The organism is Streptomyces sp. NPDC107654 (assembly GCF_055639035.1).
The window spans coordinates 124,032-148,705 of the sequence record NZ_JBVKBI010000011.1; the positions used below are offsets into that span (position 1 = coordinate 124,032).

At 74.6% G+C, this 24,674-nt stretch carries 23 protein-coding genes and 1 pseudogene; 15 read left to right on the forward strand and 9 right to left on the reverse strand.

Annotated features, from left to right (window positions below):
- The first annotated feature begins 126 nt into the window (after window positions 1–126).
- Entirely contained in the window at window positions 127–771 is a 645-nt protein-coding gene (locus ACZ7N4_RS21100) for a TetR/AcrR family transcriptional regulator (RefSeq protein ID WP_471359849.1), read from the forward strand.
- 70 nt (window positions 772–841) lie between these two features.
- Here the strand turns inward: ACZ7N4_RS21100 and def are convergent, their stop codons facing one another.
- Window positions 842–1,381, reverse strand: coding sequence for a peptide deformylase (gene def, locus ACZ7N4_RS21105; RefSeq protein ID WP_471359850.1), 540 nt, complete (start codon window positions 1,379–1,381; stop codon window positions 842–844).
- A gap of 153 nt (window positions 1,382–1,534) precedes the next feature.
- Here def and ACZ7N4_RS21110 point away from each other — a divergent pair, with 153 nt between their 5' ends.
- From ACZ7N4_RS21110 to rocD, 8 genes are all read left to right on the forward strand, one after another.
- A complete protein-coding gene (locus tag ACZ7N4_RS21110) occupies window positions 1,535–2,773 on the forward strand; it encodes a DUF1727 domain-containing protein (protein WP_471359851.1) in 1,239 nt (412 codons plus the stop codon).
- A gap of 20 nt (window positions 2,774–2,793) precedes the next feature.
- Window positions 2,794–3,522 carry a type 1 glutamine amidotransferase gene (locus tag ACZ7N4_RS21115; RefSeq protein ID WP_356148695.1) on the forward strand — a complete coding sequence of 243 codons (729 nt, stop codon included), beginning with the start codon at window positions 2,794–2,796 and terminating at the stop codon, window positions 3,520–3,522.
- A gap of 254 nt (window positions 3,523–3,776) precedes the next feature.
- Window positions 3,777–4,802, forward strand: coding sequence for a 6-phosphofructokinase (locus tag ACZ7N4_RS21120; protein ID WP_471359852.1), 1,026 nt, complete (start codon window positions 3,777–3,779; stop codon window positions 4,800–4,802).
- A 103-nt stretch (window positions 4,803–4,905) separates the two neighbouring features.
- Window positions 4,906–5,856: a cytochrome c oxidase assembly protein gene (locus ACZ7N4_RS21125; protein ID WP_471359853.1), complete on the forward strand. Its 951-nt coding sequence runs from the start codon at window positions 4,906–4,908 to the stop codon at window positions 5,854–5,856.
- A gap of 69 nt (window positions 5,857–5,925) precedes the next feature.
- A complete protein-coding gene (locus ACZ7N4_RS21130) occupies window positions 5,926–6,093 on the forward strand; it encodes a hypothetical protein (protein WP_356148704.1) in 168 nt (55 codons plus the stop codon).
- Window positions 6,094–6,130: 37 nt separating this feature from the next.
- On the forward strand, window positions 6,131–6,616 hold the full coding sequence (locus ACZ7N4_RS21135) for an Lrp/AsnC family transcriptional regulator (RefSeq protein WP_471359854.1): 486 nt from the start codon (window positions 6,131–6,133) through the stop codon (window positions 6,614–6,616).
- 153 nt (window positions 6,617–6,769) lie between these two features.
- Window positions 6,770–7,579: a dimethylargininase gene (ddaH, locus tag ACZ7N4_RS21140; RefSeq protein WP_471359855.1), complete on the forward strand. Its 810-nt coding sequence runs from the start codon at window positions 6,770–6,772 to the stop codon at window positions 7,577–7,579.
- Window positions 7,579–8,796 carry an ornithine--oxo-acid transaminase gene (rocD, locus tag ACZ7N4_RS21145; RefSeq protein WP_471359856.1) on the forward strand — a complete coding sequence of 406 codons (1,218 nt, stop codon included), beginning with the start codon at window positions 7,579–7,581 and terminating at the stop codon, window positions 8,794–8,796. The genes ddaH and rocD overlap by 1 nt, the downstream gene beginning before the upstream one ends.
- A 76-nt stretch (window positions 8,797–8,872) precedes the next feature.
- Here rocD and ACZ7N4_RS21150 read toward each other — a convergent pair whose 3' ends face one another.
- Both ACZ7N4_RS21150 and ACZ7N4_RS21155 read right to left on the reverse strand, forming a co-directional pair.
- Entirely contained in the window at window positions 8,873–9,514 is a 642-nt protein-coding gene (locus ACZ7N4_RS21150; RefSeq protein WP_471359857.1) for a DUF305 domain-containing protein, read from the reverse strand.
- 91 nt (window positions 9,515–9,605) lie between these two features.
- Window positions 9,606–10,007, reverse strand: a complete 402-nt coding sequence (locus ACZ7N4_RS21155; RefSeq protein WP_471359858.1) for a DUF6153 family protein — start codon at window positions 10,005–10,007, stop codon at window positions 9,606–9,608.
- 208 nt (window positions 10,008–10,215) lie between these two features.
- Here ACZ7N4_RS21155 and ACZ7N4_RS21160 point away from each other — a divergent pair, with 208 nt between their 5' ends.
- Both ACZ7N4_RS21160 and ACZ7N4_RS21165 read left to right on the forward strand, forming a co-directional pair.
- Entirely contained in the window at window positions 10,216–10,803 is a 588-nt protein-coding gene (locus tag ACZ7N4_RS21160) for an RNA polymerase sigma factor (protein ID WP_471359859.1), read from the forward strand.
- A 33-nt stretch (window positions 10,804–10,836) separates the two neighbouring features.
- Window positions 10,837–11,844: a MerR family transcriptional regulator gene (locus ACZ7N4_RS21165; RefSeq protein WP_471360029.1), complete on the forward strand. Its 1,008-nt coding sequence runs from the start codon at window positions 10,837–10,839 to the stop codon at window positions 11,842–11,844.
- A gap of 36 nt (window positions 11,845–11,880) precedes the next feature.
- Here ACZ7N4_RS21165 and ACZ7N4_RS21170 read toward each other — a convergent pair whose 3' ends face one another.
- Window positions 11,881–13,389, reverse strand: coding sequence for a cryptochrome/photolyase family protein (locus ACZ7N4_RS21170; RefSeq protein ID WP_471359860.1), 1,509 nt, complete (start codon window positions 13,387–13,389; stop codon window positions 11,881–11,883).
- 91 nt (window positions 13,390–13,480) lie between these two features.
- Complete coding sequence (locus tag ACZ7N4_RS21175) at window positions 13,481–14,854, reverse strand: cryptochrome/photolyase family protein (protein ID WP_471359861.1); 1,374 nt, start codon at window positions 14,852–14,854, stop codon at window positions 13,481–13,483.
- A 252-nt stretch (window positions 14,855–15,106) separates the two neighbouring features.
- Here ACZ7N4_RS21175 and ACZ7N4_RS21180 point away from each other — a divergent pair, with 252 nt between their 5' ends.
- On the forward strand, window positions 15,107–15,367 hold the full coding sequence (locus ACZ7N4_RS21180; protein ID WP_471359862.1) for a WhiB family transcriptional regulator: 261 nt from the start codon (window positions 15,107–15,109) through the stop codon (window positions 15,365–15,367).
- 44 nt (window positions 15,368–15,411) lie between these two features.
- On the opposite strand, the gene ACZ7N4_RS21185 is transcribed toward ACZ7N4_RS21180, so the two are convergent.
- From ACZ7N4_RS21185 to ACZ7N4_RS21200, 4 genes and pseudogenes are all read right to left on the reverse strand, one after another.
- Window positions 15,412–16,416, reverse strand: a complete 1,005-nt coding sequence (locus ACZ7N4_RS21185; protein WP_471359863.1) for a DUF5914 domain-containing protein — start codon at window positions 16,414–16,416, stop codon at window positions 15,412–15,414.
- Window positions 16,413–17,444, reverse strand: a complete 1,032-nt coding sequence (locus ACZ7N4_RS21190; protein ID WP_471359864.1) for a phytoene/squalene synthase family protein — start codon at window positions 17,442–17,444, stop codon at window positions 16,413–16,415. The genes ACZ7N4_RS21185 and ACZ7N4_RS21190 overlap by 4 nt, the downstream gene beginning before the upstream one ends.
- A 278-nt stretch (window positions 17,445–17,722) precedes the next feature.
- A pseudogene (gene crtI, locus ACZ7N4_RS21195) lies at window positions 17,723–19,261 on the reverse strand (phytoene desaturase family protein); the annotation flags it as partial.
- Entirely contained in the window at window positions 19,258–20,757 is a 1,500-nt protein-coding gene (locus ACZ7N4_RS21200; RefSeq protein ID WP_471359865.1) for a polyprenyl synthetase family protein, read from the reverse strand. The pseudogene crtI and the gene ACZ7N4_RS21200, both read right to left, overlap by 4 nt.
- A gap of 272 nt (window positions 20,758–21,029) precedes the next feature.
- Between ACZ7N4_RS21200 and ACZ7N4_RS21205 the strand changes: the two genes are divergently transcribed.
- Genes ACZ7N4_RS21205 through ACZ7N4_RS21215 form a run of 3 tightly spaced genes read left to right on the forward strand, consistent with a single transcriptional unit; the run spans window position 21,030 to window position 24,564 of the window.
- Complete coding sequence (locus ACZ7N4_RS21205; protein ID WP_471359866.1) at window positions 21,030–22,283, forward strand: lycopene cyclase family protein; 1,254 nt, start codon at window positions 21,030–21,032, stop codon at window positions 22,281–22,283.
- A complete protein-coding gene (locus ACZ7N4_RS21210) occupies window positions 22,280–23,008 on the forward strand; it encodes a class I SAM-dependent methyltransferase (RefSeq protein WP_471359867.1) in 729 nt (242 codons plus the stop codon). The genes ACZ7N4_RS21205 and ACZ7N4_RS21210 overlap by 4 nt, the downstream gene beginning before the upstream one ends.
- Window positions 23,005–24,564: an FAD-dependent oxidoreductase gene (locus ACZ7N4_RS21215; protein WP_471359868.1), complete on the forward strand. Its 1,560-nt coding sequence runs from the start codon at window positions 23,005–23,007 to the stop codon at window positions 24,562–24,564. The genes ACZ7N4_RS21210 and ACZ7N4_RS21215 overlap by 4 nt, the downstream gene beginning before the upstream one ends.
- The last annotated feature ends 110 nt before the right edge of the window (window positions 24,565–24,674 follow it).

Sequence of the window (24,674 nt, forward strand, 5' to 3'; positions counted from 1 at the left end):
AGTCTGTTACTCATCGGTAGGAAAAGTCAACCGCTGATGACGCCTCGGCATCCCGTTCGATGTCAGAGGGGCGGTCAGTGCTAGTTTGCGCAGGCGTCACCGAATCAGCACGGGTGGGGAGAGCACATGGACACCACGCAGCGGACCGATCAGCAGCGGTCCGCCGACCGCCGACGGCGCGAGCTGCTGGAGGCCGCCGACCGGGTGGTGCTGCGCGACGGCCCGCAGGCGTCGATGAACGCGATCGCGGCGGAGGCGGGTATCACCAAGCCGATCCTCTACCGGCACTTCGGCGACAAGGGCGGCCTTTACGCAGCCTTGGCCAAGCGGCACACCGACGCCTTGCTGGCGTCGCTGCGGGCCGCGCTGGACGCTCCCGCCGACCGCCGCGAGCGGGTCGAGTCCACGCTGGAGACCTACCTCGCCGCGATCGAGGCACGGCCCCAGGTGTACCGCTTCCTCATGCACCCGGCCGAGGGGAGCACGGGGGGCGACCAGGGATTCGACGTCGGCAAGCACTCCGCGCCGCTGCTGCGCAGGATGGGCGAGGAGCTGGCCCAGGTCATCGAGGAGCGGGTGGACCTCGGTCCGGAGAGCCAGCAGCTCGCCCGGGTCTGGGGGCACGGGATCGTCGGGATGATGCATGCCGCCGGGGACTGGTGGCTCGGAGAACGGCCGTGCTCGCGTGCGGAGTTGGTGCGGTCACTGGCCGACCTGCTGTGGGGCCGGCTCGCGGCCGCGGGGGACCGGGTCGGGGGCCCGGGCTTCTGATCCTCGCCCTCCGGGTGCGGGCCGGCGGCGGCCGGGCGCGCGGCTCCCCGCGCCCCGCGGGCGGATCCCCTCACCTGCGCCACGGGGCCCGGTCGATCTGCCGCGCCAGTCTGCGCCCGCGCCAGCCCGTGAGATGGTCCGCGTACACGCGGCCCTCCAGATGGTCGCACTCGTGCTGCAGGCACCGGGCGAAGAAGCCGGTGCCGTGGACGGTGACCGGGTCGCCGGTCACCGTGAAGCCCTCCACCACCGCGTGGTCGTGGCGCTCGGTCCCGGCCTCCAGCCCCGGCAGGGACAGGCAGCCCTCCGGGCCCCGGACGACCACGCCGTCGGCCTCGACCAGACGCGGGTTCACGAGGTGACCGAGGTGACGCACGTCCTCGTCGTCCGGACAGTCGTAGACGAACACCCGCAGATCCACCCCGATCTGGTTGGCGGCCAGCCCCACCCCCTGCGCCGCGTACATCGTGGCGAACAGGTCCTCCACGAGGGCCGCGAGAGAGGGGCCGAAGTCCGTGACGTCCCGACAGGGCGCGTGCAGCGCCGCGTCGCCGAGCAGGGTGAGAGGCCGGACGCGCCCGTGGGCGCCCGGAATGGAACCGTGTCGCATGGCGGCAAGGGTACGGTTCGTATCGCTCATGCCCGGCGCCGGAGGCGTGGGCCGGGATTCGGGTGTGCGAATGGATCTCGATAGGCTGAGGTTCACACCACGTAGCCGGATGGCCCCAGGCGGCGGCGCGTACGCAAGGAGGATCGAGAACTGATGGCAGGCAACTCGGACCCGCTCTCGCCGCGGGCCAAGCTGGCCGTGACCGCGGGCAAGGCGGTCGCTGCGGCATCGCGGGCCGCGGGACGCGGCAGCGGGTCGGTGATCGGTGGCCGGGTCGCGCTGAAACTCGACCCCGATCTGCTCGGGCGGCTCGCCCAGAACCTGGACGTCGTCCTGGTCTCCGCCACCAACGGCAAGACCACGACCACCCGGCTGATCGCCGAGGCGCTGCGCGCCGCGGGCCCGGTCGTGTCGAACGCGCTCGGCGCCAACATGCCGGCCGGCATCACCTCGGCGCTGGCGGGCGGTACGGAGTCGAAGTTCGGCGTCATCGAGGTCGACGAGAAGTACCTGGCCGGTGTGGCCCGGGACACGTCCCCGAAGTGCATCGCGCTGCTGAACCTCTCCCGCGACCAGCTGGACCGCGCGGCCGAGACCCGCATGCTCGCCGAGAACTGGCGCGAGGGCCTGGCCGGCTCCAAGGCCGTGATCGTCGCCAACTGCGACGACCCGCTGGTCGTGTGGGCCGCGTCCTCCTCCCCCAACGTCGTCTGGGTCGCGGCCGGTCAGATGTGGCAGGAGGACGCCTGGTCCTGCCCGTCGTGCGGTGGCGTGATGCAGCGCCCGGGCGACGACTGGTTCTGCGGCGAGTGCGGGTTCCGGCGGCCCACGCCGACCTGGGCGCTGTCCGGCGACCACGTCCTCGACCCGCACGGCTCGGCCTGGCCGATCCACCTGCAGCTGCCCGGCCGCGCCAACAAGGCCAACGCCGCCTCCTCCGCGGCCGTCGCCGCCGTCTTCGGCGTGCCGCCGCAGGTCGCCCTGGAGCGGATGTACCAGGTGCAGGCGGTGGCCGGCCGGTACGACGTCGTCCAGTTCCAGAACCGCGACCTCAGGCTGCTGCTCGCCAAGAACCCGGCCGGCTGGCTGGAGACGTTCTCGCTGATCGACCCGGCGCCCGCGCCGGTGATCCTCTCCGTGAACGCCCGCTCCGCCGACGGCACCGACACCTCCTGGCTGTGGGACGTCGACTACACGCGGCTGACCGGCCACCCGATCTTCGTCGTCGGAGACCGGAAGCTGGACCTCGCCGTCCGCCTGGAGGTCGCCAACCAGCACTTCCAGGTCTGCGACAACCTCGACCAGGCCGTGCAGATGTGCCCGCCCGGCCGGATCGAGGTCATCGCGAACTACACCGCGTTCCAGGACCTGCGCCGCCGCGTCGGCAACTGAACAGGAAGGGCGAGCACCTCATGAGCGACAACCAACTACGGCTGGTGTGGATCTACCCGGACCTGCTGAGCACCTACGGCGACCAGGGCAACGCCCTCGTCGTGGAGCGCCGGGCCCGGCAGCGCGGCCTGGACGTGGCCCGGCTGGACGTCCGCAGCGACCAGCCGATCCCGACCTCCGGCGACATCTACCTGATCGGTGGCGGCGAGGACCGTCCGCAGCGGCTCGCCGCCGAGCGGCTGCGCCGTGACGGCCATCTGCACCGGGCGGTGGAGAACGGCGCGATCGTCTTCTCCGTCTGCGCCGGCTACCAGATCCTCGGCCACGAGTTCATCAACGACCTCGGCCAGCGCGAGCCCGGCCTCGGCCTGCTCGACGTGGTCTCGGTGCGCGGCGAGAAGGAGCGGTGCGTCGGCGACGTGCTGGCCGACGTCGACCCGCAACTGGGCCTGCCCCAGCTGACCGGCTTCGAGAACCACCAGGGCGTCACCCACCTCGGCCCCACCGCCCGGCCCCTCGCGCGGGTGCTGGTCGGCAACGGCAACGGCACCGGCGACGGCACCGAGGGCGCCTACAACGGGACCGTCTTCGGCACGTACATGCACGGGCCGGTGCTCGCCCGCAACCCGCTCATCGCCGATCTGCTGCTGAAGCTGGCGCTGGACGTCAACGCGCTGCCGCCGATCGACGACCGCTGGTACGAGGCGCTGCGCAACGAGCGCATCACCGCCGCGCAGCAGCCGGCGTAGCACCACCGCCCGGCGGCCCGCGTGGAACCACCACGCGGGCCGCTGCGCGTCACCCGGGTGTCACCGGGATTTCAGCGTGGTCCGGCAGGCTCGTGGCGGGCCCGCCTGACGGTCCGTCCGCTCACATGTGCGGACGCGTCCAGCAGGCGGACGCCCGCTACGGAGCCACCCCCTCACGCCGGTAGGGTGGCCGGGAATCCCGCCGGACAACGTGGTCCGGTCTACCCGGCCCACGTTGAGAAGGTATTCGGGCTATGCGCATTGGTGTCCTCACGTCCGGCGGCGACTGCCCCGGCCTGAACGCCGTCATCCGGTCCGTCGTGCACCGTGCCGTCGTCGACCACGGCGACGAGGTCATCGGCTTCCGGGACGGCTGGAAGGGCCTCCTGGAGTGCGACTACCTCAAGCTCGACCTGGACGCCGTGGGCGGCATCCTGGCCCGCGGCGGCACCATCCTCGGCTCCTCCCGGGTCCGCCCGGAGCACCTGCGGGACGGCGTGGAGCGGGCCAGGGGGCACGTCCGGGAACTGGGCCTGGACGCGATCATCCCGATCGGCGGTGAGGGCACGCTGAAGGCGGCCCGGCTGCTGTCGGACAGCGGGCTGCCCATCGTGGGCGTGCCCAAGACCATCGACAACGACATCGCCGTCACCGATGTCACCTTCGGCTTCGACACCGCGGTGACCGTGGCGACCGAGGCCCTGGACCGGCTGAAGACCACCGCCGAGTCGCACCAGCGGGTGCTGATCGTGGAGGTCATGGGCCGGCACACCGGCTGGATCGCGCTGCACTCCGGCATGGCCGCCGGCGCCCACGCCGTCGTCGTGCCCGAGCGGCCCTTCGACATCGAGGAGCTGACCCGGAAGGTCGGCGAGCGGTTCGAGGCGGGCAAGCGGTTCGCCATCGTGGTCGCCGCGGAGGGCGCCAAGCCGAAGCCCGGTTCCATGGAGTTCGACGAGGGCGGCAAGGACATCTACGGTCACGAGCGCTTCGCCGGCATCGCCCGGCAGCTCTCGGTCGAGCTGGAGCAGCGGCTCGGCAAGGAGGCCCGTCCGGTGATCCTCGGACACGTGCAGCGGGGCGGCACGCCGACCGCGTACGACCGTGTGCTGGCGACCCGTTTCGGCTGGCACGCGGTGGAGGCCGTGCACCGGGGCGAGTTCGGCATGATGACCGCCCTGCGCGGCACCGACATCGTGATGGTGTCGCTGGCGGAGGCGGTCGAGACGCTGAAGACCGTTCCGGCGGAGCGGTACGACGAGGCGGAGTGCGTCCTGTAGTTCACCCGAGAACAACCCGCCCCCGGTCACGGCCCTGACCGGGGGCGGTTCTACTCTTGGGGGCGGACAACTCGCACAACCCCCACGAAACAGGAGCCGGCGGATGGATCACAGCGGGCACGGCATGACCATGGATCTGCCGCCGTTCACGCTGGGGCGAGGGCTCGCGTGGTCGGCCGACCCCTTCTTCCTCATCGCCTGCCTGGCCGGTCTCGCCCTGTACGCCTGGGGCGTCGTGCGGCTGCGGCGGCGCGGGGACGCCTGGCCGGTGAGCCGTACCGTCTCGTACGTCGTCGGCGTGCTCACCATCGCGCTGATGATGTGCACCAAGCTGAACGACTACGGCATGGTCATGTTCAGCGTGCACATGGTGCAGCACATGGTGATCAGCATGCTGTCGCCGATCCTGATCCTGCTCGGCGCCCCGGTCACCCTGGCGCTGCGCGCGCTGCCGGCCGCCGGGAAGGGCCGCAGGGGCCCGCGCGAGCTGCTGCTGATGCTGCTGCACAGCCGGTACATGCGGGTCGTCACCCACCCGGCGTTCACCATCCCGCTGTTCATCGCGAGCCTGTACGCCCTGTACTTCACCCCGCTGTTCGACTTCCTGATGGGCTCCAGGGCCGGGCACATCGCGATGATGGTGCACTTCCTCGCGGTCGGCGTGGTGTTCTTCTGGCCGATCATCGGGGTCGACCCGGGCCCGCACCGGCCCGGTCACCTGATGCGGATGCTGGAACTGTTCGCGGGCATGCCGTTCCACGCGTTCTTCGGCATCGCGCTGATGATGGCGTCGACGCCGATGGTGGACACCTTCCGGGACCCGCCCGCCTCCCTCGGCATCGAGGCGCTGTCCGACCAGAGCGCGGCCGGCGGCATCGCCTGGGCGTTCAGCGAGATCCCGTCGGTGCTGGTGCTGATCGCCCTGCTGTTCCAGTGGTACCGCTCCGAACAGCGGCAGGCCAAGCGCAAGGACCGGGCCGCCGACCGGGACGGCGACACCGAGCTGGAGGCGTACAACGCCTATCTGGCCTCGCTGAACGCACGCGAAGGCTAGTCGTACCGGTCCCCTCCTGGCCCGAACGGGGGCACCATGGTCTCAGACGGACCAGAGGAGGGTGTCGCGATGCCCGGTTCCACGAACGGTTCCACCAAGGCGATGGGGGCGCTCACGGTCGGCGGCCTGGTCCTCGTGACCGCCTACACGGTCGCGCTCGGCAGCAACGGCTGGCTGTGGTTCGGGTGGGTGGTGCTGGGGCTGCTGACCCTCGCCCTGGTGGTCACCCAGGCGTAGCACCGCTCCCGCGGGCCTGGCTGATTACAGTGCCCGCATGAACAGCAGGGCTGCGTCCTTCGACGACCTCGACGGCAAGATCATCACCGCGCTCATGGCGAACGCCCGCACCAGCTTCGCCGAGATCGGAGCGGTGATCGGGCTGTCCGCGACGGCGGTGAAACGGCGTGTGGACCGGCTGCGCGAGACCGGGGTGATCACCGGGTTCACGGCCACGGTCAAGCCGTCGGCGCTGGGCTGGCGCACCGAGGCGTACGTCGAGGTCTACTGCGAGGGCGCGGCGCCGCCCCGGCGGCTGGCGGAGGTCGTCCGCAACCACCCGGAGATCGCGGCGGCGATGACCGTCACCGGCGGCGCCGACGCGCTGCTGCACGTGCGCGCCCGGGACGTGGAGCACTTCGAGGAGGTGCTGGAGCGGATCCGCGCCGAGCCGTTCATCCGGAAGACGATCAGCGTGATGGTGCTGTCCCATCTGCTCCCGGAAAGCCCGGAGGCGGGCGCCACCCATCCGGCCCCCCAGTGAGCCCGGTCATGCGCAGGAGTCCTGCGTGACCTGCGCCGAGAACGCAGCGATGCTGCGCGTCCGCGCAGCCATTCTCGCTTGTCGTCCGTCTTCCTCTCTTCCTACCGTGGTGGCACCCCTCAGTGACACACAGGAAAGCGGAGGAAACCCTCTGTGCCCGACAACCGTGTGCCGCGTTCCCGGCGCTTCCTGGTCTGCGAACCCAGGCACTTCGCCGTGCAGTACGCGATCAACCCCTGGATGCATCCCGACAAGCCGGTCGACGTGGACCTGGCCCAGGAGCAGTGGCAGGCGCTGATCCGCGCCTACCGGGCCCACGGCCACACCGTCGACACGGTCGATCCGGTCCCGGACCTCCCGGACATGGTGTTCGCCGCGAACGCGGCCTTCGTCGTCGGCGGCCGGGTGTTCGGCTCGCTGTTCCACGCCCCGGAGCGGCGCCCGGAGTCGGTGCACTACGACACCTGGTTCAAGGCGGCGGGCTACGACGTGTACCGTCCCGAGTCGGTGACCGAGGGCGAGGGCGACCTGGTGTGGACGGGCCGGTACGTGCTCGCCGGCACCGGGTTCCGCACCACCCGCGAGGCCCACCGGGAGGCGCAGGAGTTCCTCGGCCACCCGGTGATCGGCCTGACCCTGGTGGACCCGTACTTCTACCACCTGGACACCGCGCTGTTCGTCCTCGACGACGACAACGTCTGCTACTACCCGGAGGCGTTCTCGCCGGGCAGCCGGGAGGTGCTGCGGCGCCTGTACCCGGACGCGGTGCTCGCCACCCGCGAGGACGCCATGGCGTTCGGCCTGAACTCCGTCTCCGACGGCCGGCACGTCTTCATCGCCCCCCGGGCCGAGGCGCTGGCCGAGCGCCTCGCCGGCCACGGTTACGTCCCCGTCCCCGTCGACCTGTCCGAGTTCCACAAGGCCGGCGGCGGCATCAAGTGCTGCACCCAGGAGATCCGCTGATGACCGCACCCGCGCGCACCCGTACGTCCGACGAGCTGATCCGCGCGGAGGAGCCGGTTCTCGCGCACAACTACCACCCGCTGCCCGTCGTCGTGGCCCGCGCCGAGGGCACCTGGGTGGAGGACGTCGAGGGCAACCGCTACCTCGACATGCTGGCCGGCTACTCGGCGCTCAACTTCGGCCACCGGCACCCGGCGCTGATCGAGGCGGCCCACCGCCAGCTCGACCAGCTGACGCTGACCTCCCGCGCCTTCCACAACGACCGGCTCGCCGAGTTCGCCGAGCGGCTGACAGCGCTGACCGGCCTGGACATGGTGCTGCCGATGAACACCGGCGCGGAGGCGGTGGAGAGCGGCATCAAGGTGGCCCGCAAGTGGGCGTACGACGTGAAGGGCGTCCCGGCCGACCGGGCGACGATCGTGGTCGCGGCGGAGAACTTCCACGGCCGCACGACGACCATCGTCAGCTTCTCCACGGACGAGACGGCCCGCTCCGGCTTCGGCCCCTTCACGCCCGGCTTCCGGGTCGTGCCGTACAACGACCTGGCCGCGCTGGAGGAGGCCGTGGACGACACCACGGCGGCGGTGCTGATCGAGCCGGTCCAGGGCGAGGCCGGGGTGGTCATCCCGGACGAGGGCTATCTCGCCGGGGTGCGCGAGCTGACCCGCCGCAAGGGGTGCCTGTTCATCGCGGACGAGATCCAGTCGGGCCTCGGCCGCACGGGCCGTACCCTCGCCGTCGAGCACGAGGGCGTCGTCCCGGACGTGCTGCTGCTCGGCAAGGCGCTGGGCGGCGGCATCGTGCCGGTGTCGGCGGTGGTCGCCCGGCGCGAGGTGCTGGGGGTGCTGCACCCCGGTGAGCACGGCTCGACGTTCGGCGGCAACCCGCTCGCGGCGGCGGTCGGCACGGCCGTGGTCGAGCTGCTGGAGACCGGTGAGTTCCAGCGCCGGGCGGCCGAACTGGGGGTGGTCCTGCGGGACGGGCTGACCGAACTGGTGGGCAGGGGCGTGACCGGGTTCCGTTCGCGCGGGCTGTGGGCCGGCGTGGACGTCGACCCGGCGCTCGGCACCGGCCGGGAGGTCAGTGAGCGCCTGATGCGCGAGGGGATCCTGGTCAAGGACACCCACGGCTCCACGATCCGGCTGGCGCCGCCGCTGACCATCACGGCGGAGGAGCTGCGGTCGGCGCTGGCCGCGCTGGAGAAGGTGCTGGTCTGAGGGACCGGGAGGGTACTGGTCCGGGGGACGGCGGGCGGGGGCCGGTGGGACGACCGGCCCCCGCCCGCCGCGTGCGTCACTTCTCGCCGAGGAGCTTCTCCATCTCCTTGATCTCGGCGTTCTGCGCGGTGACGATGCCGTCGGCCATGGCCGTGGCGGCGCCGTAACGGCCCTTGTCCCTCTCGGTGGTGGCCATCGTGACGGCGCCCTGGTGGTGCTCGACCATCAGGGTCAGGAACCGGGTGTCGAAGTCCTCGCCCCGGGCCTTCTCCAGGGCCGCCATGTCGGCCTCGCTCATCATCCCGGGCATGCCCGACGACTCGGACGTCCCGGACATGCCGGCGTGGCCGGAGTGGTCCATGCCGGCCATGGGGACGTCCTCGCCCCAGGACTTCAGCCAGCCGGTCATGGTGCGGATCTCCGGGTCCTGTGCCTTCTCGATGCGCGCGGCGAGGTCCTTCACCTCGGCCGAGGCGGCCCGGCCGTCGGCGAGTCCCGCCATCTCCAGGGCCTGCTGGTGGTGCGGGATCATGCCCTGTGCGAAGGCGACGTCCTGCGCGTTGTGCGCGCCGGCCGACGCGCTCGCGCCGGCCGGCGCGCCGTGGGCGGGGTGAGCGCTGTCGCTGCCGCTGCCGCTGCCGCACGCGGCCAGGACGAGGGCGCCGGTCACGGCGACCGTGGCGAGGACGGCACGGCGGGTCAGGGTACGGAAGGTCATGCGGGGAACTCCTGTCGTTCTCCGGGGATGTGGGCACGCGTGAGCACGACCGCCGCACCGCGCAGGGCGGGGCGGACGGCCGGGGCGGCCTCTAGATCCGCAGGATCTGGAGTTCGGCGAGGTCGGGCGGGGCGCGGGCGCTGTCCGGTGCCGTGGCCGGACCGGAGCGCGGACAAGGGGCCGGCGCGGGAGCGGTCACCGGGCCGGGGGCCGGCGCGGGCAGCTGCGGACCGCCGTCCGGCGCACCCGAGGCGCAGCTGGGGTCGGCGTGGTGCAGCCGGTGTCCGCCGCAGTGACCGGCTCCGCCCGGACAGTCGTCCGGCGCGGTGACGGCGACCGCACCGTGCGCGGCCCGGGGGTGTCCGGCGTGTCCCATACCCCCGCCTGGCGCGAGGGCGTGCATGCCGAGCAGCCCGGCCAGCACGGCCAGCACGAGCAGCGCGCGGCGCCGCCGCCGGGGCGGTCGCGGGGTGTGCGCTCGGATGCCGGTCATCGGGGGACATCGTACGGGGGCGGGGATCGGCCGCCGCGCAGGGCGCACCGGAGCGGGAACCCCCTCCGGCGGTCGCGGCCGCGACCGCCGGAACCCACGCTCTCCGCGTGTGCAGGTCGATGCACAGTCGATGCGAGTTGCCGTCGCAGCGGTGCCGGACGGACCGTGGCCGTCTGACGGGGAGCCACCCCGGACAAGGGAGCAGGCCATGACCGCACTCGCTGTGACCGGATCCGAGCCCGTGCCCGTCGCGCACCAGGAGGAAGAGCTGGCCTCGCGGTTCGCGGCCGGCGACGAGGACGGCGTGGAGGCGGTCTACCGCCGCTGGGCCCCACTCGTGCTGTCCCTGGCGCGGCAGTCCCTGGGCGACGGCGCGGAGGCCGAGGACGTCACCCAGACCGTCTTCCTCGCGGCCTGGCGCGGACGCCGGGGCTACCGTCCCGGCCGTGGACCGCTGCCCGCCTGGCTCGTGGGCATCACCCGGCGCAAGATCGCCGACGCTCTGTCCGCCCGCACCCGGCGCACGGACGTCGCCGCGGCGACGGCGCGCGAGTCGCCCCCCTCGCCGGAGACGTCGTACGCGCAGGACGCCGTGCTGGACCGCGTCCACCTGACGCGGGAACTGCGTCGCCTGCCCGAGGCGCAGCGGCGGGTGCTGTGCCTGGCCTTCTACGGAGACCTGACCCAGACCCAGATCGCCCACGTCACCGGCTGGCCGCTGGGTACGGTCAAGAGCCACACCCGGCGCGGCCTGCTGCGTCTGGGGCGGAGCCTGGACCCCGATGCCACGGAGTGAGCGCACTTGACGGAAGAGGACCACGTGACCGCCGTGAACTCCGATGCCCAGCCGGCCCCCGGGCCGCCCGCCGTACCGGCCGGCGCCGGGCTGACCACCGGCGTGCTGGCCCGCCGCCTCGGCGTGTCGCCGATGACCCTGCGCTCGTGGGACCGCCGCTACGGCATCGGGCCGGCCGCACGCACCGGGGGCGGCCACCGACGCTGGTCCGCGGCGGACGTGGCGACGGTCGAGGAGATGTGCCGGCTGACGGCGACCGGGATTCCGCCGGCGGAGGCGGCCCGCGCCGCCCGTGCGTCCGCCGCGGGGCCGCCCGTCGCGGCGGAGGCCGCCACCGCCGCGCCGTCCCCGGCTCCCGCGGTCAGGTCGCGGGCCGCCGGTGCGCTGCCCCTCGGTGACGTGCGTCTGGAGTGCCGGGGCCTGGCGCGCGCCGCCGTACGACTGGACGCCCCGGCGCTGGAGAAGCAGCTCGTCGCCGCCGTCGAGCAGTACGGCCTCGTGGTCGCCTGGCAGGAGGTGATGGTCCCCACCCTGCACGCCGTGGGACGCCGCTGGGCCTCCTCCGGCGACCAGTACGTGGAGGTGGAGCACCTGCTCGCCTGGCACGTCTCCACCGTGCTGCGCCGCAGCGCACCGCCCGCTCCGGCCGTCTCCTCCCCCGGGGCCGGCTGCGTCCTGCTGGCCTGTGTCCCCGGCGAACAGCACACCCTGCCCCTGGAGGCCCTGCACGCGGCGCTCGTGCGGGAGGGGGTGCCGGTGCGCATGATGGGAGCCGCGTTGCCCGTCGAGGCGCTGGACGCGGCGGTGCGCCGGCTCGGCCCGGTCGCGGTCGTGCTGTGGGCCCAGGAGAGCGCCCGCGCGGCCCCCGCCCTGGCCCGGCACGTCGCCGGTCTGCGCTGGGGCATGCAGGGGACGCGGCGCGGTCCGGCGGTGCTGCTGGGCGGCCCCGGCTGGAGCCGGTCCCGGCCCGCCGGCGTGCTCAGGCCCACCGGGCTGGCACAGGCGGTGGAGGCGTTGCGCGCGCTGTGCACGACGGGGTGAGCCGGGGCCGCACCCGGCCTCCCCCGCACCGCAGGTTCACGGCGTCCCCTGTGCGCGCCGCCGCTCCTGCCGCAGCACCTCGTCGAGGTCGCCGAGCCGGTCCAGACCCTGTACCGCACGCCGCATGCGGGTGTTCCCGGCCAGCAGCCGCCGGTGCCGGTGCAGGAAGGCCCAGTACCCGGCGGTGTAGGGGCAGGCGCGCGGGCCGGTGCGGTCGGAGGGCCGGTAGGCGCAGCCGGCGCACAGGTCGCTCATGCGGTGGATGTAGGCGCCGCCCGACGTGTAGGGCTTGGTGGTCATCCGGCCGCCGTCCGCGTACTGGGACATGCCCACCACGTTCGGCACCATCACCCAGTCGTAGCCGTCGACGAAGCAGCGGTGGAACCAGTCGGTCACCGCGACCGGGTCCCAGCCGCGCTGCAGCGCGTGACCGCCCAGCACCATCAGGCGGGGGATGTGGTGCGTCCACCCCGTGTCGCGCACCTGGGCGAGCACGGTGGCCAGGCAGCGGGCGGTGACGGCGTCCGCGTCCAGCTCGGCGAAGTACTCGGGCAGGCTCTCCGTGTGCCCGAGCGCGTTGCCCTGCCGGTAGGCCTCGCCGAAGTGCCAGTACAGCTGCCACACGTACTCCCGCCACCCCGCGACCTGCCGCACGAAGCCCTCCGCGCTGTTCACCGGCACGGCGCCCGTCCGCCAGGCGTGCTCGGCCCGCTCCACGCACTCCGCCGGGTGCAGCAGCCCCAGGTTCAGCGAGGACGACAGCAGGCTGTGGCTCATCACCGGGTCACCGGCGAGCATCGCGTCCTCGTACGGCCCGAAGGAGGCCAGCCGGTGCTCCGTGAACCGGCGCAGGGCCGACAGGGCCTCCCGCCGGGTCGCGGGGAAGCGGCGGGGTCCGTCCCTGCCGACGAACCGCACCCCGTCCTCGCGTTCCCACCGGTCGAGGTCGTCGCGCACCTCGGCGTCGATCTCGTCCTCCCGCGGCCGGTACGGTGCCGGCACGTCCAGCTCCGGAGCCCCGGCCGGCGGGGGCTCGCGGTTGGCGTGGTCGTGGTTGAACCGGCCCCCGGCCGGGTGACCGGCCTCCATCAGCAGGTCGTGCTGCCGGCGCACCCAGTGGTAGAAGTCCTCCTGGAGCAGCCGCCGTCCGCCGCGCCCCTCGGCCCAGCCGGCGAACTCCGCGTGCGCCACCAGGAAGCCCCGGGCGGGCAGCACCCGGACCGCCGGCAGGGACCGCACCAGCCGCAGGGCCGCGTACGAGGTGGGGTGGCACACCGTGACCGGCGCGCCGCCGACCGCGCGGCGCAGGCCCTCGCGGTAGGTGTCGGCCCGTACGTAGGTGACGCGCTCGCCCAGTTCCGCCGCGCGGTGCCGCATCGCGGACAGCACCAGGTGCGCCTTGGCGCGGTGGAAGCGGCGCCGCCGGAAGACCGACCTGGCCTCGACCATCACCACGGGCGCCCCCCGGTCGGGCCCGTCCTCGCCGGCCGGGGTGAGGAAGTGCGGGCCGAGCTGGTCTCCGAAGATCCAGTGTGCGGTGGGCATGGGGGGTGCCTTCCGTGCGCTGAGGGGGTGGCGTACGCCTGCGGGGTGTCGTGCGGGCGGGCGGCGGCCCGGCGGACGCGCTCTCGGGGCGTCACGCCCGTCCCCGGGCTCGTTTGAAGCGGTCCAGGCCCTCCGCCAGGGTCACGATCGGCTCGGGATAACCGGTGCCGGAGCGCACCGGTGCGGGAAGCTTCCACGGTTCGTGCACGGCTCCGCCCGCCACGTCCGCCAGTTCCTCCACCCAGCGCCGCACGTACGTCCCGTCCGGGTCGTACCGCTTGCCCTGGGTGACGGGGTTGAGGACGCGGTAGGGCCGGGTGTCGGTGCCCGTGCCGGCCATCCACTGCCAGTTCATCTGGTTGTTCGCCATGTCGCCGTCGACCAGCAGGTCGAGGAAGTGCCGGGCGCCCACCCGCCAGTCGACGTACAGCGTCTTGCTGAGGAAGCTGGCCGACAGCAGCCGGCCCCGGTTGTGCATCCAGCCCTCGTGGCGCAGCTGCCGCATCGCCGCGTCCACCACCGGGTAGCCGGTACGGCCCTGCCGCCACGCCTCGGTGTCCGCCTCCGCGTCCTTGCCGCGGCGCCACCGGTCGCCGTGGGTGCGGTAGTCGTGTGCGGCGGCGTCGGGGCGTGCGGCGAGCAGCTGCCGGTTGAAGTCGCGCCAGGCGAGCTGCCGTACGAACGCCTCCGGGCCCGCGCCGCCGGCCCCGCGGGCCCGGTGCACCACCTCCACGGGTGACAACGTGCCGAAGTGCAGGTGGGGGGAGAGCCGGGAGGTGGCGTCGCCCGCCAGGTCGTCGTGCCGTTCCTCGTAGGCGTCCACGCCCGACCGCAGCCACGCGGTGAGCAGGCGCCGGCCCACCGTCTCTCCGCCCGCGCACAGCCCCGGCGACACACCGCTCACGTCGCCGCGCTCCGGCAGCGGGGCGGAGCCCGCCTCCTGCGGCACGGTGATCGCCCGCGGCGCGTCCAGTACGGCCCGCATGCCCTGCGCGGACCAGCAGCGGTAGTACGGGGTGAACACCGCGAAGTGGTCGGAGGAGGCCGGGGTCACCGCGCCCGGTGCCACGGCGGTGCTCACCGTCTCGTGGACGTACAGGCGCCGCCCGTCGGCCTCCAGCGCCCGCCGCAGCCGCCGTTCGCGTGCGTGCGCGAACGCGCTGACGTCGCCCGCGATGTGCACCTCGTCGGCGTCCGTCTCGGCGGCCACCCGGCACACCTCGGTGACCGTGTCGCCCTCGCGCAGCACCAGCCGGCCGCCCCGCTCCCGCAGCCGGGCGTCCAGGTCCCGCAGGCAGTCGGCGAGGAACGCCAGCCGGTTGGGCGCGGCGAAACCGGCTCTGTCCACGGCGGGGTCGCGCACGAACAGCGGTACCACCCGGCCGCCTCCGTGCACGGCCGCGCGCAGCGGAGGATGGTCCGACAGGCGCAGATCGCAGGTGAAGACGACGACCGAGGTCTGCATGGGGCTCACTTCCGCTTCCGGTGAGGTCACTCTCGGATGGATTCACCCCGTACGCCGGTGACGGATGCGGTGTGGCGCCGGCAGTCCCCCGTTCGGTCCCGGACCGCCTGGCGATCACGACCGGTATGTCCGCGAAAGTCGGCTATGGCCTTCCTTGGCCGTGCGGCGTTAGCATGGCGTCCGCCTCTGCCGGGACCGTGGCTTTCCTGCCGCGGTGACACCGATGCCCTGTCCCGCCCGCGGAGGTGCGACATGACGCGTTCACCGGCGTCCCCGAATCCCGAACCCGACTGGCGTGTACGGGCGCTCTGTGCCGGCGAGGACCCGGAGCTGTTCTTCCCCGTCACGGAGACGGACGCCGCCACGGCGCCCGCCCGCGCGATGTGCCGACGGTGTTCCGTGCTGGTCGCCTGCCGCGACTGGGCCGTCCGCCACGGCGAGACGGACGGTGTCTGGGGCGACACGACCGCGAGCCAGCGCAGGGCCATCCGCCGCGCTTTCCTGGGCCGGTGAACTCCCCGGTGCGAGGACGGCCACGGGAACGCCCGTTTCCCCTTTCAGCCGGGGAAGCGGCCCGTGGACCGCAGCTGCCAGCGGCGCTCGGCATAGGCCAGGTCGTCCCGCCACAGCCGCCCGGCCGCGGCCCGCATCACAGGGCGCAGCAGCGGTGCGGCCCGGCGGGCGGCGGCGAAGCCGGGACGGTGGGAGGCTGCCACCACCGCCTCGACGACGGCGGTCCGCGGCCGGCCCGTCCGGTCGGCACCGAGCGGTGTCACATGCGTCTCCACGACGGAGCCCACGCCCTCGCCCGCGGTGATGCGCATGACGACCGTGCGGGGCTCGGGCGCGGTGAAGACCGCGCGGACCGGCACCACCAGCCGGCCCGCCACCTTGAAGGACACGTCGACGGTCAGGGCGTCCCGGCTCTCGTCCTCCGCGCCGTCCGGGCCGGGTACGTCCACCACCGTCAGGTCGACGAACGAGTACGGGTGGAACCACGCTCCGTGCCACGGATCGAGCCGGTTGGCCACCACGTCCTCGGGCTCGCAGCGACCCGTACCGGTGTAGACGGCCGTCAGGGCGCGCGCGGGCCGGGGCCGCAGCGGTACGACCGGTGCGTCCAGCGGCTCCTCGCCCCCCACCGCGTCCAGCCGTACCCACACCAGTACCCCGTCGTCGTGCACGGGCAGCGGCGACCAGCCCGCGTACGGGGCGCCGTCCAGGGCCAGTCCGTGCCAGTGGCACACCAGCGTGCCGCAGCGCACCGGACTGTCCCGCAGCGGCGCCCCCAGGTGCGGGCAGATCCCCGGTCCGCCGACGAGGCGGCCGCCGGGCCCCCGCCAGACCACGACCTCCTGCCCCGCCACGGTCAGGGCCAGCTTGCCGTCCCCGCGCAGGGCGCGGGAGGCGCCGACGACGTACCAGTTCCCGGACGGGCGGGCCTGCGCCCGTTTCAGGGCCGCGGCGATCACCGCGGGCCGCGCCTCGCGCCAGGTGGGCCGCTGGTTCTCCCAGGGCACGGCGTGCCGGCGCAGGGACAGCGGCGGACGACGGCGGTTCACGCCACCTCCTCGGGTGAGCGGACGGCCCCCGCCGGCGAGAGCGCGGCCACGGACAGGGCACCGGCGCGGGCGGCCGGCCGGTGTCCGGGACCGGACCGCGCGCGCAGCCGGGCCGCCGCCACCCGGGCCAGCCCGTCGGCGGCGACCACGGCCCTGCGCCGGCGCCGTACGACCGACCGCCGGTGCAGCACGGACCAGCCGTCGCGGGCGACGGCGTCGAGGATGCCGCCGTACAGGACGGCCGCGGTGCGGATGCAGGGCCGCGCCACCGGTTCGAGCAGCTCGATACCGGGCACCGCCTCCCGGTACACCCCTCGGGTCAGTGCCTCGAACTCCCGGAGGGCGGCGACGACACGGCGGTCCGGGCGGCCCGTCGTACGGCTCCAGAGCAGCAGCTCCCGGTCGACACCGTGCCCGCCGAGCAGATCGGCGGGCAGGTAGACGCGCCCGCGGTCCAGGTCCTCGCCGACGTCCCGCAGGAAGTTGCTCAGCTGGAAGGCGACGCCGAGCGCCGCGGCGTACGGCTCGGCCTCCTCCCGCGGCACCACCGTGCCCAGCACCGGCAGCATCTGGAGCCCGATCACCGCGGCCGAGCCGTGCATGTACGCGTTCAGGTCGGCGTAGGTGGGATACGCCGTCACGTTCAGGTCGGAGCGCATCGCGGTCATGAAGTCCCGGAAGTGGGCGTGGTCGATGGCGTAGCGGCGGGCCGTGTCGGCGAGGGCGTGTACGACGGGCTCCGCGCCCCGGCCCCGCCGCAGCCCCTCCTCCATCTCCGCCTGGAGCCGGGTCAGTGCCCGCGCCCGCGCCTCCGTTCCGGCACCGGGAGCCAGGGAGTCGACGATGTCGTCGGCCCAGCGGGCGAAGCCGTACAGCGCGTGCACGGCGGGCCGGCGCTCCACGGGCAGCAGCCGCGTGGCGAGGAAGTAGGTCCTGCCGTGCCGGGCGTTGAGGTCGCGGCAGTGGCGGTAGGCAGCGCGCAACGCCGGATCGGTGATCCCCGCCGCGTCCAGTTCTCGAACGGTCATCCTGCCCTGCCTTCGGTCTCGGGGGCCGTGGGGCCGGCCGGCGGGTGCTGCGGTGCGGGCCGCCTCGCGGCGGCCGGGGAATCCGGCGGGCGGACCGACGACTCCCCCGCGGCGACCGGGGAAACCGGCGGGCGGACCGACGACTCCCGCGCGGCGGCGGCACGGGTGCGCGGTGTCCCGTGCGCCCGCGGTCCGGCCGTCGGCTCCGGTCCGGCCGCCGACTCCGGTCCGGCGGCTCGGTGCGCGTGCGGGGCGGGAGCCGGGGAGACGGAGGGAGCCGCGGCGCGGGTCCGTCCGAGGGGGGTGGAGGGGCGTGCGCGGGCGCTCCCCCGCCCGGGCGGCCCCGTGACGCGGGCCGCGGCCAGCTTCCCCGACAGCAGCACGGTCGGCACGCCGACACCCGGTGTGGTGCCGCAGCCGGCCAGGACCGCGTTCTCTGTGCCGCGCACCAGGTTGCGCGGCCGGAACGGCCCGGTCTGCGCGAAGGTGTGGGCGGCCGAGAAGGGGGTTCCGGCGGCGTGTCCCTGGGCATGCCAGTCGGCCGGGGTGACCAGACACTCCTGCTCGACAGCGGCTCCGATGCCGTCCAGACCGCGCCGCTCCAGTTCCCGCAGCAGCATGTCCCGGTAGCGCGGGCCGAGGTCGGACCAGGCCGTCGGGTCCGGGCCGATGTCGGTGTTGGGGCAGGGGGCGAGGATGTAGTGCAGGTGGCGGCCCGGCGGCGCGAGGGTGGGGTCGGTGGCGGTGGGGCGGGTGACGAGCAGGGACGGGTCGCTCATCAGCCGCCCGGCGCGGGTGAGTTCGTCGAACGTCGAGTGCCACGCCGCGCCGAAGGAGATCGTGTGGTGGGCGAGCCGGGGCCACGTGCGGTCGGTGCCGGCGTGCAGCACCACCGCGGAGGGCGAGTGGCGCAGCCGGAGCGGTCTGCGCGGCCGGCGGCCGAGCAGCCGGTAGGCGACGGGCAGGTCCGGGGTGAGGACGACCGCGTCGCAGGGGATGCGGTCGGCGTCCGTGACGACGGCCGTCACGCGCTCGCCCGACCGCTCCAGACGGGTCACCCGCTGACCGAACCGCAGATCGGCACCGGCCGCGGCGGCGGCGTCCGCCATCGCCCGCGGCAGGGCGTGCATGCCGCCCCGGGGGAAGTACACGCCGGCGACGGTGTCCATGTAGGCGATGACCGCATAGGCGGCCAGTGCCCGCGCCGGGGGCACACCCGCGTACAGGGCCTGGAAGGAGAACACCCGGCGCAGCCGCTCGTCGCCGAGGAACCGGCCGATCCGGGCGTCCAGCCGGCCGAAGCCGCCGAGGGCGGCCAGCCGGGCGAGATCGGCGTTGAGCAGGCCGAGCGGCGAGTCGAAGTTGGCGTCGACGAACCGGCGCATCTGGGCCCGGTACAGCCGCTGGAGCCAGTCGCGCAGCCGCCGGTAGCCCGCCGCCTCGGCCGGCCCGGCGAACCGCTCCACCTCCGCGGCCATCGCGTCCGCGCCGGTGTGCACGTCGAGGCTGCTGCCGTCCGCGAAGCAGGCCCGGTAGGCCGGGTGCAGGGGGATCAGTTCGACCCGGTCGTAGAGGCTGTCGCCGACGGCGGCGAACGCCTCCTCGGCGAGGTCGGGCATGGTCAGCACGGTGGGTCCGGTGTCGATCCGGTACCCGGCCAGGTCGACGCGTCCGGCGCGGCCGCCGGGCAGCTCGTCCCGTTCGACCACGGTGACCCGGCGTCCGGCGCCCAGCAGGTGCAACGCCGCCGACAGCCCGGCGAGTCCGGCGCCGACCACCACCACGTGGTCCGTGGGACCGGGCAGGGCGCGGGTCACCGGCCGCCTCCCGCGCCGCCGTGGGCCGGTGTGGCGTACGGCTCGGGTACGGGCCCCGGACGCACGGCGGCCTCCGCGCCCGGCCGCGCCCCGCGCTGCTGTGTCCCGGCCGACGGCGCCCCGCCCGACCGTGCCCCGCCCGGCCGCACCCCGGCCGTCGTGAGCAGCAGGGCGCGCAGCGGGCCGGCGCCCTCCGGATCGAGGGCCGCGCCGTCGAAGTGCCGCAGTCCCTGCGCGGCAAGCCGGTCGATCTTGGTCTCCACGGTGGCGCGGGCGCCCGTCGCGACCAGCACCTCCCGCACCTCGTCCAGCGCACGCCCGGTGAGGGTCGCGTCACCGAGCCGCCGGTCCAGCACGGCGAGCGCGGCGCTGTCGCCGGCGGCCTCGGCCCGCGCGCGGGCGACCGCGGCCAGATAGGTGGGCTTGCCCTCCCGGATGTCCCCGCCGGGCGTCTTGCCGGTCTCCCCCGGATCGCCGAAGACGTCGTCCAGGTCGTCGCGCAACTGGAACGCCAGGCCCACGCAGCGTCCGGCGTCGCACAGCCGGCGCAGCGTCGCGTCGTCCGCGCCGGCCACGGCGGCTCCCAGCGCGAGGGGCCGCTCGACCGAGTACAGGGCGCTCTTCAGGCGGGCGGCGCGCAGCACGCGGGGCAGGGACCAGGCCGCGGTGACCTCGCCCTGCACGTCCAGGTACTGGCCCGCCACCATCTCCGTGCGCATGTCGCTCCACAGCCGCCGCACCACCACCCCGGTCCATGCCGCCATCGGTGTCTCCGCCAGCAGATCGTCGGCCCAGGCGAGCGCCAGGTCCCCGGCGAGCACCGCCGCCGACTGCCCGAACCTCCGGGCCCGCTCGGGCCCCACCCGGTCGGCGTGGCCGGCCGTCAGATCCGTGTGCAGCGTGGGCCGGCCCCGGCGCAGGACGGCCCGGTCCATCACGTCGTCCTGGACGAGCGCGCACGTCTGGAGCAGTTCCAGGGCGCCCGCGATCCGCAGGGCCGCCGCCGCGGCGGCGGGGTCCCGGCCGGCGCAGGCCCGCATGGCCCACCACACCAGCCGCGCGCGGGTGCGCTTGCCACCCCGGAGGGTGAAGCGCGCCACCCGTTCGGCCACGTCCTCCGCGAACAGGGGATCCGCCAGCCGTGCGCGGCGCAGCCGCTCCCGCAGCACCTCGTCGAGCATCCGGCCGACGGCACCGGGCACGTCGGCGTCGATCCCCCGCACCTCGACGGCCCCGTCCACAAACGGCCCGCTCCCCGCGTGGCCCGTCTCCGTCCCGTCATGACCCTCCCCGCCGCCCGTCACCGGCACGTCGATCCCCCGCACCTCGACGGCCCCGTCCACAAACGGCCCCCTCCTCACGGGGCCCGCCTCCGCCCCCTCATGGCCCTCCCCTCCGCCGGTCACCGGCCTGCGCGGAAACGCCGCGCCGGGCGCCGCCGCGACCGGCCGCGGCGGCGAGGCCGCGGGGTGGTCCTTCGCCTGGGTGGGACGCATCCCGGTTCCCTCCGTCGTCTCCGTGTCCGTCGTTCCCGTCACCCGACTGCTTCCGCCCGGGCGGCTCGGACGGATGCGCGAACGCCCCACTCGATCGCGGGGACCACCGGGGATCCGCCCCCTCCACCGTGCTGCACCCGGCGTCCGACCGCTCGCCGTCAGGGGGTGCCCTGCATCCGCCGGGGTAAAGACTCCGGAAGACCGGACCGGGGCAACCGAGAGCGGGCACCGGGCCCGCCGGCCCATCTCACCGCCGTACGAAGGGAGACGCCGTGCCCGAAGCGGACGTGGCCATCGTGGGCGCGGGCGCGGCCGGGCTGTCGCTGGCCCACCGGCTCGCCGGGGGCGTTCCCGGCCTGCGGACACCGTCCGTCGTCCTGGTGGACGCGCCGCCCGGCCCGCTGCGGCCGCCACCGCGTACCTGGTGCTACTGGGCGGCGGGACCGGGACGGTTCGACGCGGTGGTGCGGGCCCAGTGGCAGCGGCTCAGGGTGCGCCCGCGCACCGGCGCCCCGGTCGAGGGGGACATCACCCCTCTGACGTACCGCATGATCCGTTCGGACGACTTCGAGCGCATGGTCCTCCGGGACCTGGCCCGCGCCCCCAACGTCCGGCGCCTCGAAGCGACCGTCGAAGCGGTCGAGGACGTGCCCGGCGGGGCGCACGTCCATCTGAGGGACCCGGACGGCCGGGTGCGGGTGCTCAGTGCCCGCTGGGTACTCGACTCCCGCCCTCTCGGCAGCCTCCCGGCCGCGCGCACCGTCCTGCTGCAGCACTTCCACGGCTGGTTCGTGCGTACGGCCCGGCCCGCGTTCGACCCGGCCACGGCAGAGCTGATGGACTTCCGCACCCCGCAGCCCGCCCACGGCCTGTCCTTCGGCTACGTCCTGCCGACCGGCCCGTGCGAGGCGCTCGTCGAGTACACCGAGTTCTCCCCGCACACGCTCCCGGGGGACCAGTACGAGGCCGCCGTACGGCACTACGCCGACGAGGTGCTGCGGCTCGGCGACCGGCAGGTCCTGGCCAGGGAGACCGGCGTGATCCCGATGACCGACGCGCCGGTCCCGCGGCAGACCGGGGCCTCGGTCTTCCGCATCGGCGCCGCCGGCGGGGCGACCCGCCCCGCCACCGGTTACACCTTCGCCGGCCTGCAGCGTCAGACCAGGGCCGTCGCCGACGCCCTGCGCCGTGGGCGACGCCCGGTGCCGCCCGCCGCCCATCGGGCGCGCTCGCGTGCCATGGACGCCGTTCTGCTCCGCGCCCTGGACAGCGGCCGGGCCGACGGTCCCGAGCTCTTCGGCCGCCTGTTCGCCCGTGTGCCCATGGCACGGCTGCTGCGCTTCCTCGACGGGAGCACCCGCCTGGACGAGGACCTGGGCATCGGCCTGCGCACGCCCGTCGGACCCATGCTGCGTTCCGCGCTGGAGCTGCCCCGCCTGCCCCGCCGCCCCTTCGACCTGCCCACGCCCCCGCATCCCCCGGCCCTTCCCGCCGCCTCGCACCTCCCCCCGACGGAGACCGCATGACGCTGCTGCGCGACGAGCACCTCGCCGCCGCCTTCGACCACGCCTCCCGCACCTACGACACACTCGTGGCCGCCAACCCCGGCTACCACGCCCACCTGCGCCGCTCGGTGCGCCGGCTCCGCCTGCCGGGGCAGGGGCAGGGGCTGCGCCTGCTCGACCTCGGCTGCGGGACCGGCGCCTCCACCGCCGCCCTGCGTTCCGTCCTGCCCGCCGCCGCGATCACGGCCGTGGACGCCTCGGCCGGCATGCTGCGGCGGGCCGCCGCCAAGCCCTGGGCGGACGGGGTGACCTTCGTGCACGCCCCCGCCGAACGGCTGTCCGAGGCCGGGGTGCGTGGCCCCTTCGACGCGGTGTTCGCCGCCTACCTCCTGCGCAACGTCACCGACCCCGACGCCGTCCTCGCCACCGTGCGCGGGCTGCTGCGGCCGGGCGGCCGGCTCGGGGTGCACGAGTACACCCTCGGCGGGCGCCGCGCCGACCGCGCGGTCTGGGCGCTGGTGTGCCGCGGTGTCGTACAGCCCGTGGCGACCCTGCTCGGGGACGGGCCGCTGTACCGGCACCTGTGGCGCAGCGTCGTCGAGTTCGACACGGCCGGACGCTTCACGCGGCGGCTCGCCGAGGCCGGGTTCGACCAGGTGCGCGCCGTACCGCTGCCGGGCTGGCAGACGGGCATCACCCACACCTTCGTCGCCCGCCGGCCGGACGGCCCCGAGGAGGGGGCGTGAGGACCCCGCGGCAGGACGGCGCGCGCCGGGGACGCGACCGCCGGGCCCGGATCCTGCCCGCCAGGCCCGCCGCTTCCCGGGTGCGGGGAACCCCGCCGTCGGTGGCGGTGGTCGGCGCGGGCATCGCCGGCCTGGCCGCCGCCACCGTGCTGGCCGAGCGGGGGGTGGCCGTCACCGTGTACGAGAAACAGCCGTACCTCGGCGGACGGGTGGGCGGATGGCCGACCGAACTGGGTGACGGCACCACGGTGACCATGAGCCGCGGCTTCCACGCGTTCTTCCGCCAGTACTACAACCTGCGCGGACTGCTGCGCCGGACCGACCCCGGCCTCGAACGGCTCGCCGCCCTCCCGGACTACCCGCTGCTCCACGCCGGCGGTCTGCGCGACAGCTTCCGGCACGTCCCGCGCACCCCGCCGCTCAGCGCGCTCGGCTTCGTCGCCCTCAGTCCCTCCTTCCGGCTCGCGGACCTGCGCGCGATGGACCCGCTGGCGGCCCTGCCGCTGCTCGACGTGCGGGTGCCGGAGGTGTACGAGCGTCTGGACGGCACCAGCGCCCACGCCTTCCTGAACGCCGTACGCTTCCCCGAGAACGCCCGTCACCTGGCCTTCGAGGTGTTCTCCCGGAGCTTCTTCGCCGACCCGCGGGAGCTGTCGGCGGCCGAGATGGCGCTGATGTTCCACATCTACTTCCTCGGTTCCGCCGAAGGGCTGCTGTTCGACGTGCCCCGCTCCCCGTTCCCCGCCCTGTGGGACCCGCTCGCCGGCTACCTGGCCCGGCACGGCGCGGAGGTGCGCACCGGCACGGCCGTCGAGCACGTCGCGCCCGTTCCGGACGGCGGGCTGCTGGTCGCCTCCGGCCGGGAGGAGCGGCGCCACGACGGGGTCGTCCTGGCCCTGGACTGCGCGGGCCTGCGCTCACTGGTCGAGCGCTGCGGGCAGCTGGGCGACACGGCCTGGCGCGAGCGGATCGGACGGCTGCGCACCGCCCCGCCCTTCCTGGTGAGCCGCCTGTGGCTGGACCGGCCCGTCGCGCCGGACCGCCCCGGCTTCCTCGGTACCAGCGGCTTCGGCACCCTCGACAACATCAGCGTGCTGGAACGCTACGAGGACGAGGCGGCCCGCTGGAGCGCACGCACCGGCGGCTCCGTGGTCGAGCTGCACGCCTACGCCGTACCGTCCGGATCGGTCCGGGAGGCCGAACAGGAGCGTCTCGTCGGCCAACTGCACCGCGTCTATCCGGAGACCCGCGCCGCCACGGTCGTCGACGCCCGCCACGAGTGGCACGCGGACTGTCCCCTGTTCCCGGTCGGCGGGTACGGCGACCGTCCCACCGTCCGCACCCCGCACCCCCGACTGGTCGTGGCCGGCGACCTGGTCCGCACCGGTCTGCCCGTGGCGCTCATGGAGCGGGCGGCGACGAGCGGTTTCCTCGCGGCCAACGCCCTGCTGGAGCGGTGGAGGGTGCGGGGACAGACGCTGTGGACGGTGCCGGACCGCGGGCGGAGCGCGATTCTGCGGACCCTGGCCTCACGGTCTGCCGGCAGAGCGGGGTGAGGAGGTCGGGAAGGGGAGGTGAAAGCGCCGCGCACTGCGACCTCCAGCAGATCGCGTGCGTGCATGCCCACTGGCTCCTGCTGCGCGCCGGGATCCGCCAGGACGACGCC

Excerpts from the sequence above, each read along its gene's own strand:
- ACZ7N4_RS21100 (WP_471359849.1), top strand. The coding sequence starts at position 127 with ATGGACACCACGCAGCGGACCGATCAGCAGCGGTCCGCCGACCGCCGA.
- def (WP_471359850.1), bottom strand. The coding sequence starts at position 1,381 with ATGCGACACGGTTCCATTCCGGGCGCCCACGGGCGCGTCCGGCCTCTC.
- ACZ7N4_RS21110 (WP_471359851.1), top strand. The coding sequence starts at position 1,535 with ATGGCAGGCAACTCGGACCCGCTCTCGCCGCGGGCCAAGCTGGCCGTG.
- ACZ7N4_RS21115 (WP_356148695.1), top strand. The coding sequence starts at position 2,794 with ATGAGCGACAACCAACTACGGCTGGTGTGGATCTACCCGGACCTGCTG.
- ACZ7N4_RS21120 (WP_471359852.1), top strand. The coding sequence starts at position 3,777 with ATGCGCATTGGTGTCCTCACGTCCGGCGGCGACTGCCCCGGCCTGAAC.
- ACZ7N4_RS21125 (WP_471359853.1), top strand. The coding sequence starts at position 4,906 with ATGGATCACAGCGGGCACGGCATGACCATGGATCTGCCGCCGTTCACG.
- ACZ7N4_RS21130 (WP_356148704.1), top strand. The coding sequence starts at position 5,926 with ATGCCCGGTTCCACGAACGGTTCCACCAAGGCGATGGGGGCGCTCACG.
- ACZ7N4_RS21135 (WP_471359854.1), top strand. The coding sequence starts at position 6,131 with ATGAACAGCAGGGCTGCGTCCTTCGACGACCTCGACGGCAAGATCATC.
- rocD (WP_471359856.1), top strand. The coding sequence starts at position 7,579 with ATGACCGCACCCGCGCGCACCCGTACGTCCGACGAGCTGATCCGCGCG.
- ACZ7N4_RS21150 (WP_471359857.1), bottom strand. The coding sequence starts at position 9,514 with ATGACCTTCCGTACCCTGACCCGCCGTGCCGTCCTCGCCACGGTCGCC.
- ACZ7N4_RS21155 (WP_471359858.1), bottom strand. The coding sequence starts at position 10,007 with ATGACCGGCATCCGAGCGCACACCCCGCGACCGCCCCGGCGGCGGCGC.
- ACZ7N4_RS21160 (WP_471359859.1), top strand. The coding sequence starts at position 10,216 with ATGACCGCACTCGCTGTGACCGGATCCGAGCCCGTGCCCGTCGCGCAC.
- ACZ7N4_RS21170 (WP_471359860.1), bottom strand. The coding sequence starts at position 13,389 with ATGCCCACCGCACACTGGATCTTCGGAGACCAGCTCGGCCCGCACTTC.
- ACZ7N4_RS21175 (WP_471359861.1), bottom strand. The coding sequence starts at position 14,854 with ATGCAGACCTCGGTCGTCGTCTTCACCTGCGATCTGCGCCTGTCGGAC.
- ACZ7N4_RS21180 (WP_471359862.1), top strand. The coding sequence starts at position 15,107 with ATGACGCGTTCACCGGCGTCCCCGAATCCCGAACCCGACTGGCGTGTA.
- ACZ7N4_RS21190 (WP_471359864.1), bottom strand. The coding sequence starts at position 17,444 with ATGACCGTTCGAGAACTGGACGCGGCGGGGATCACCGATCCGGCGTTG.
- ACZ7N4_RS21200 (WP_471359865.1), bottom strand. The coding sequence starts at position 20,757 with ATGCGTCCCACCCAGGCGAAGGACCACCCCGCGGCCTCGCCGCCGCGG.
- ACZ7N4_RS21210 (WP_471359867.1), top strand. The coding sequence starts at position 22,280 with ATGACGCTGCTGCGCGACGAGCACCTCGCCGCCGCCTTCGACCACGCC.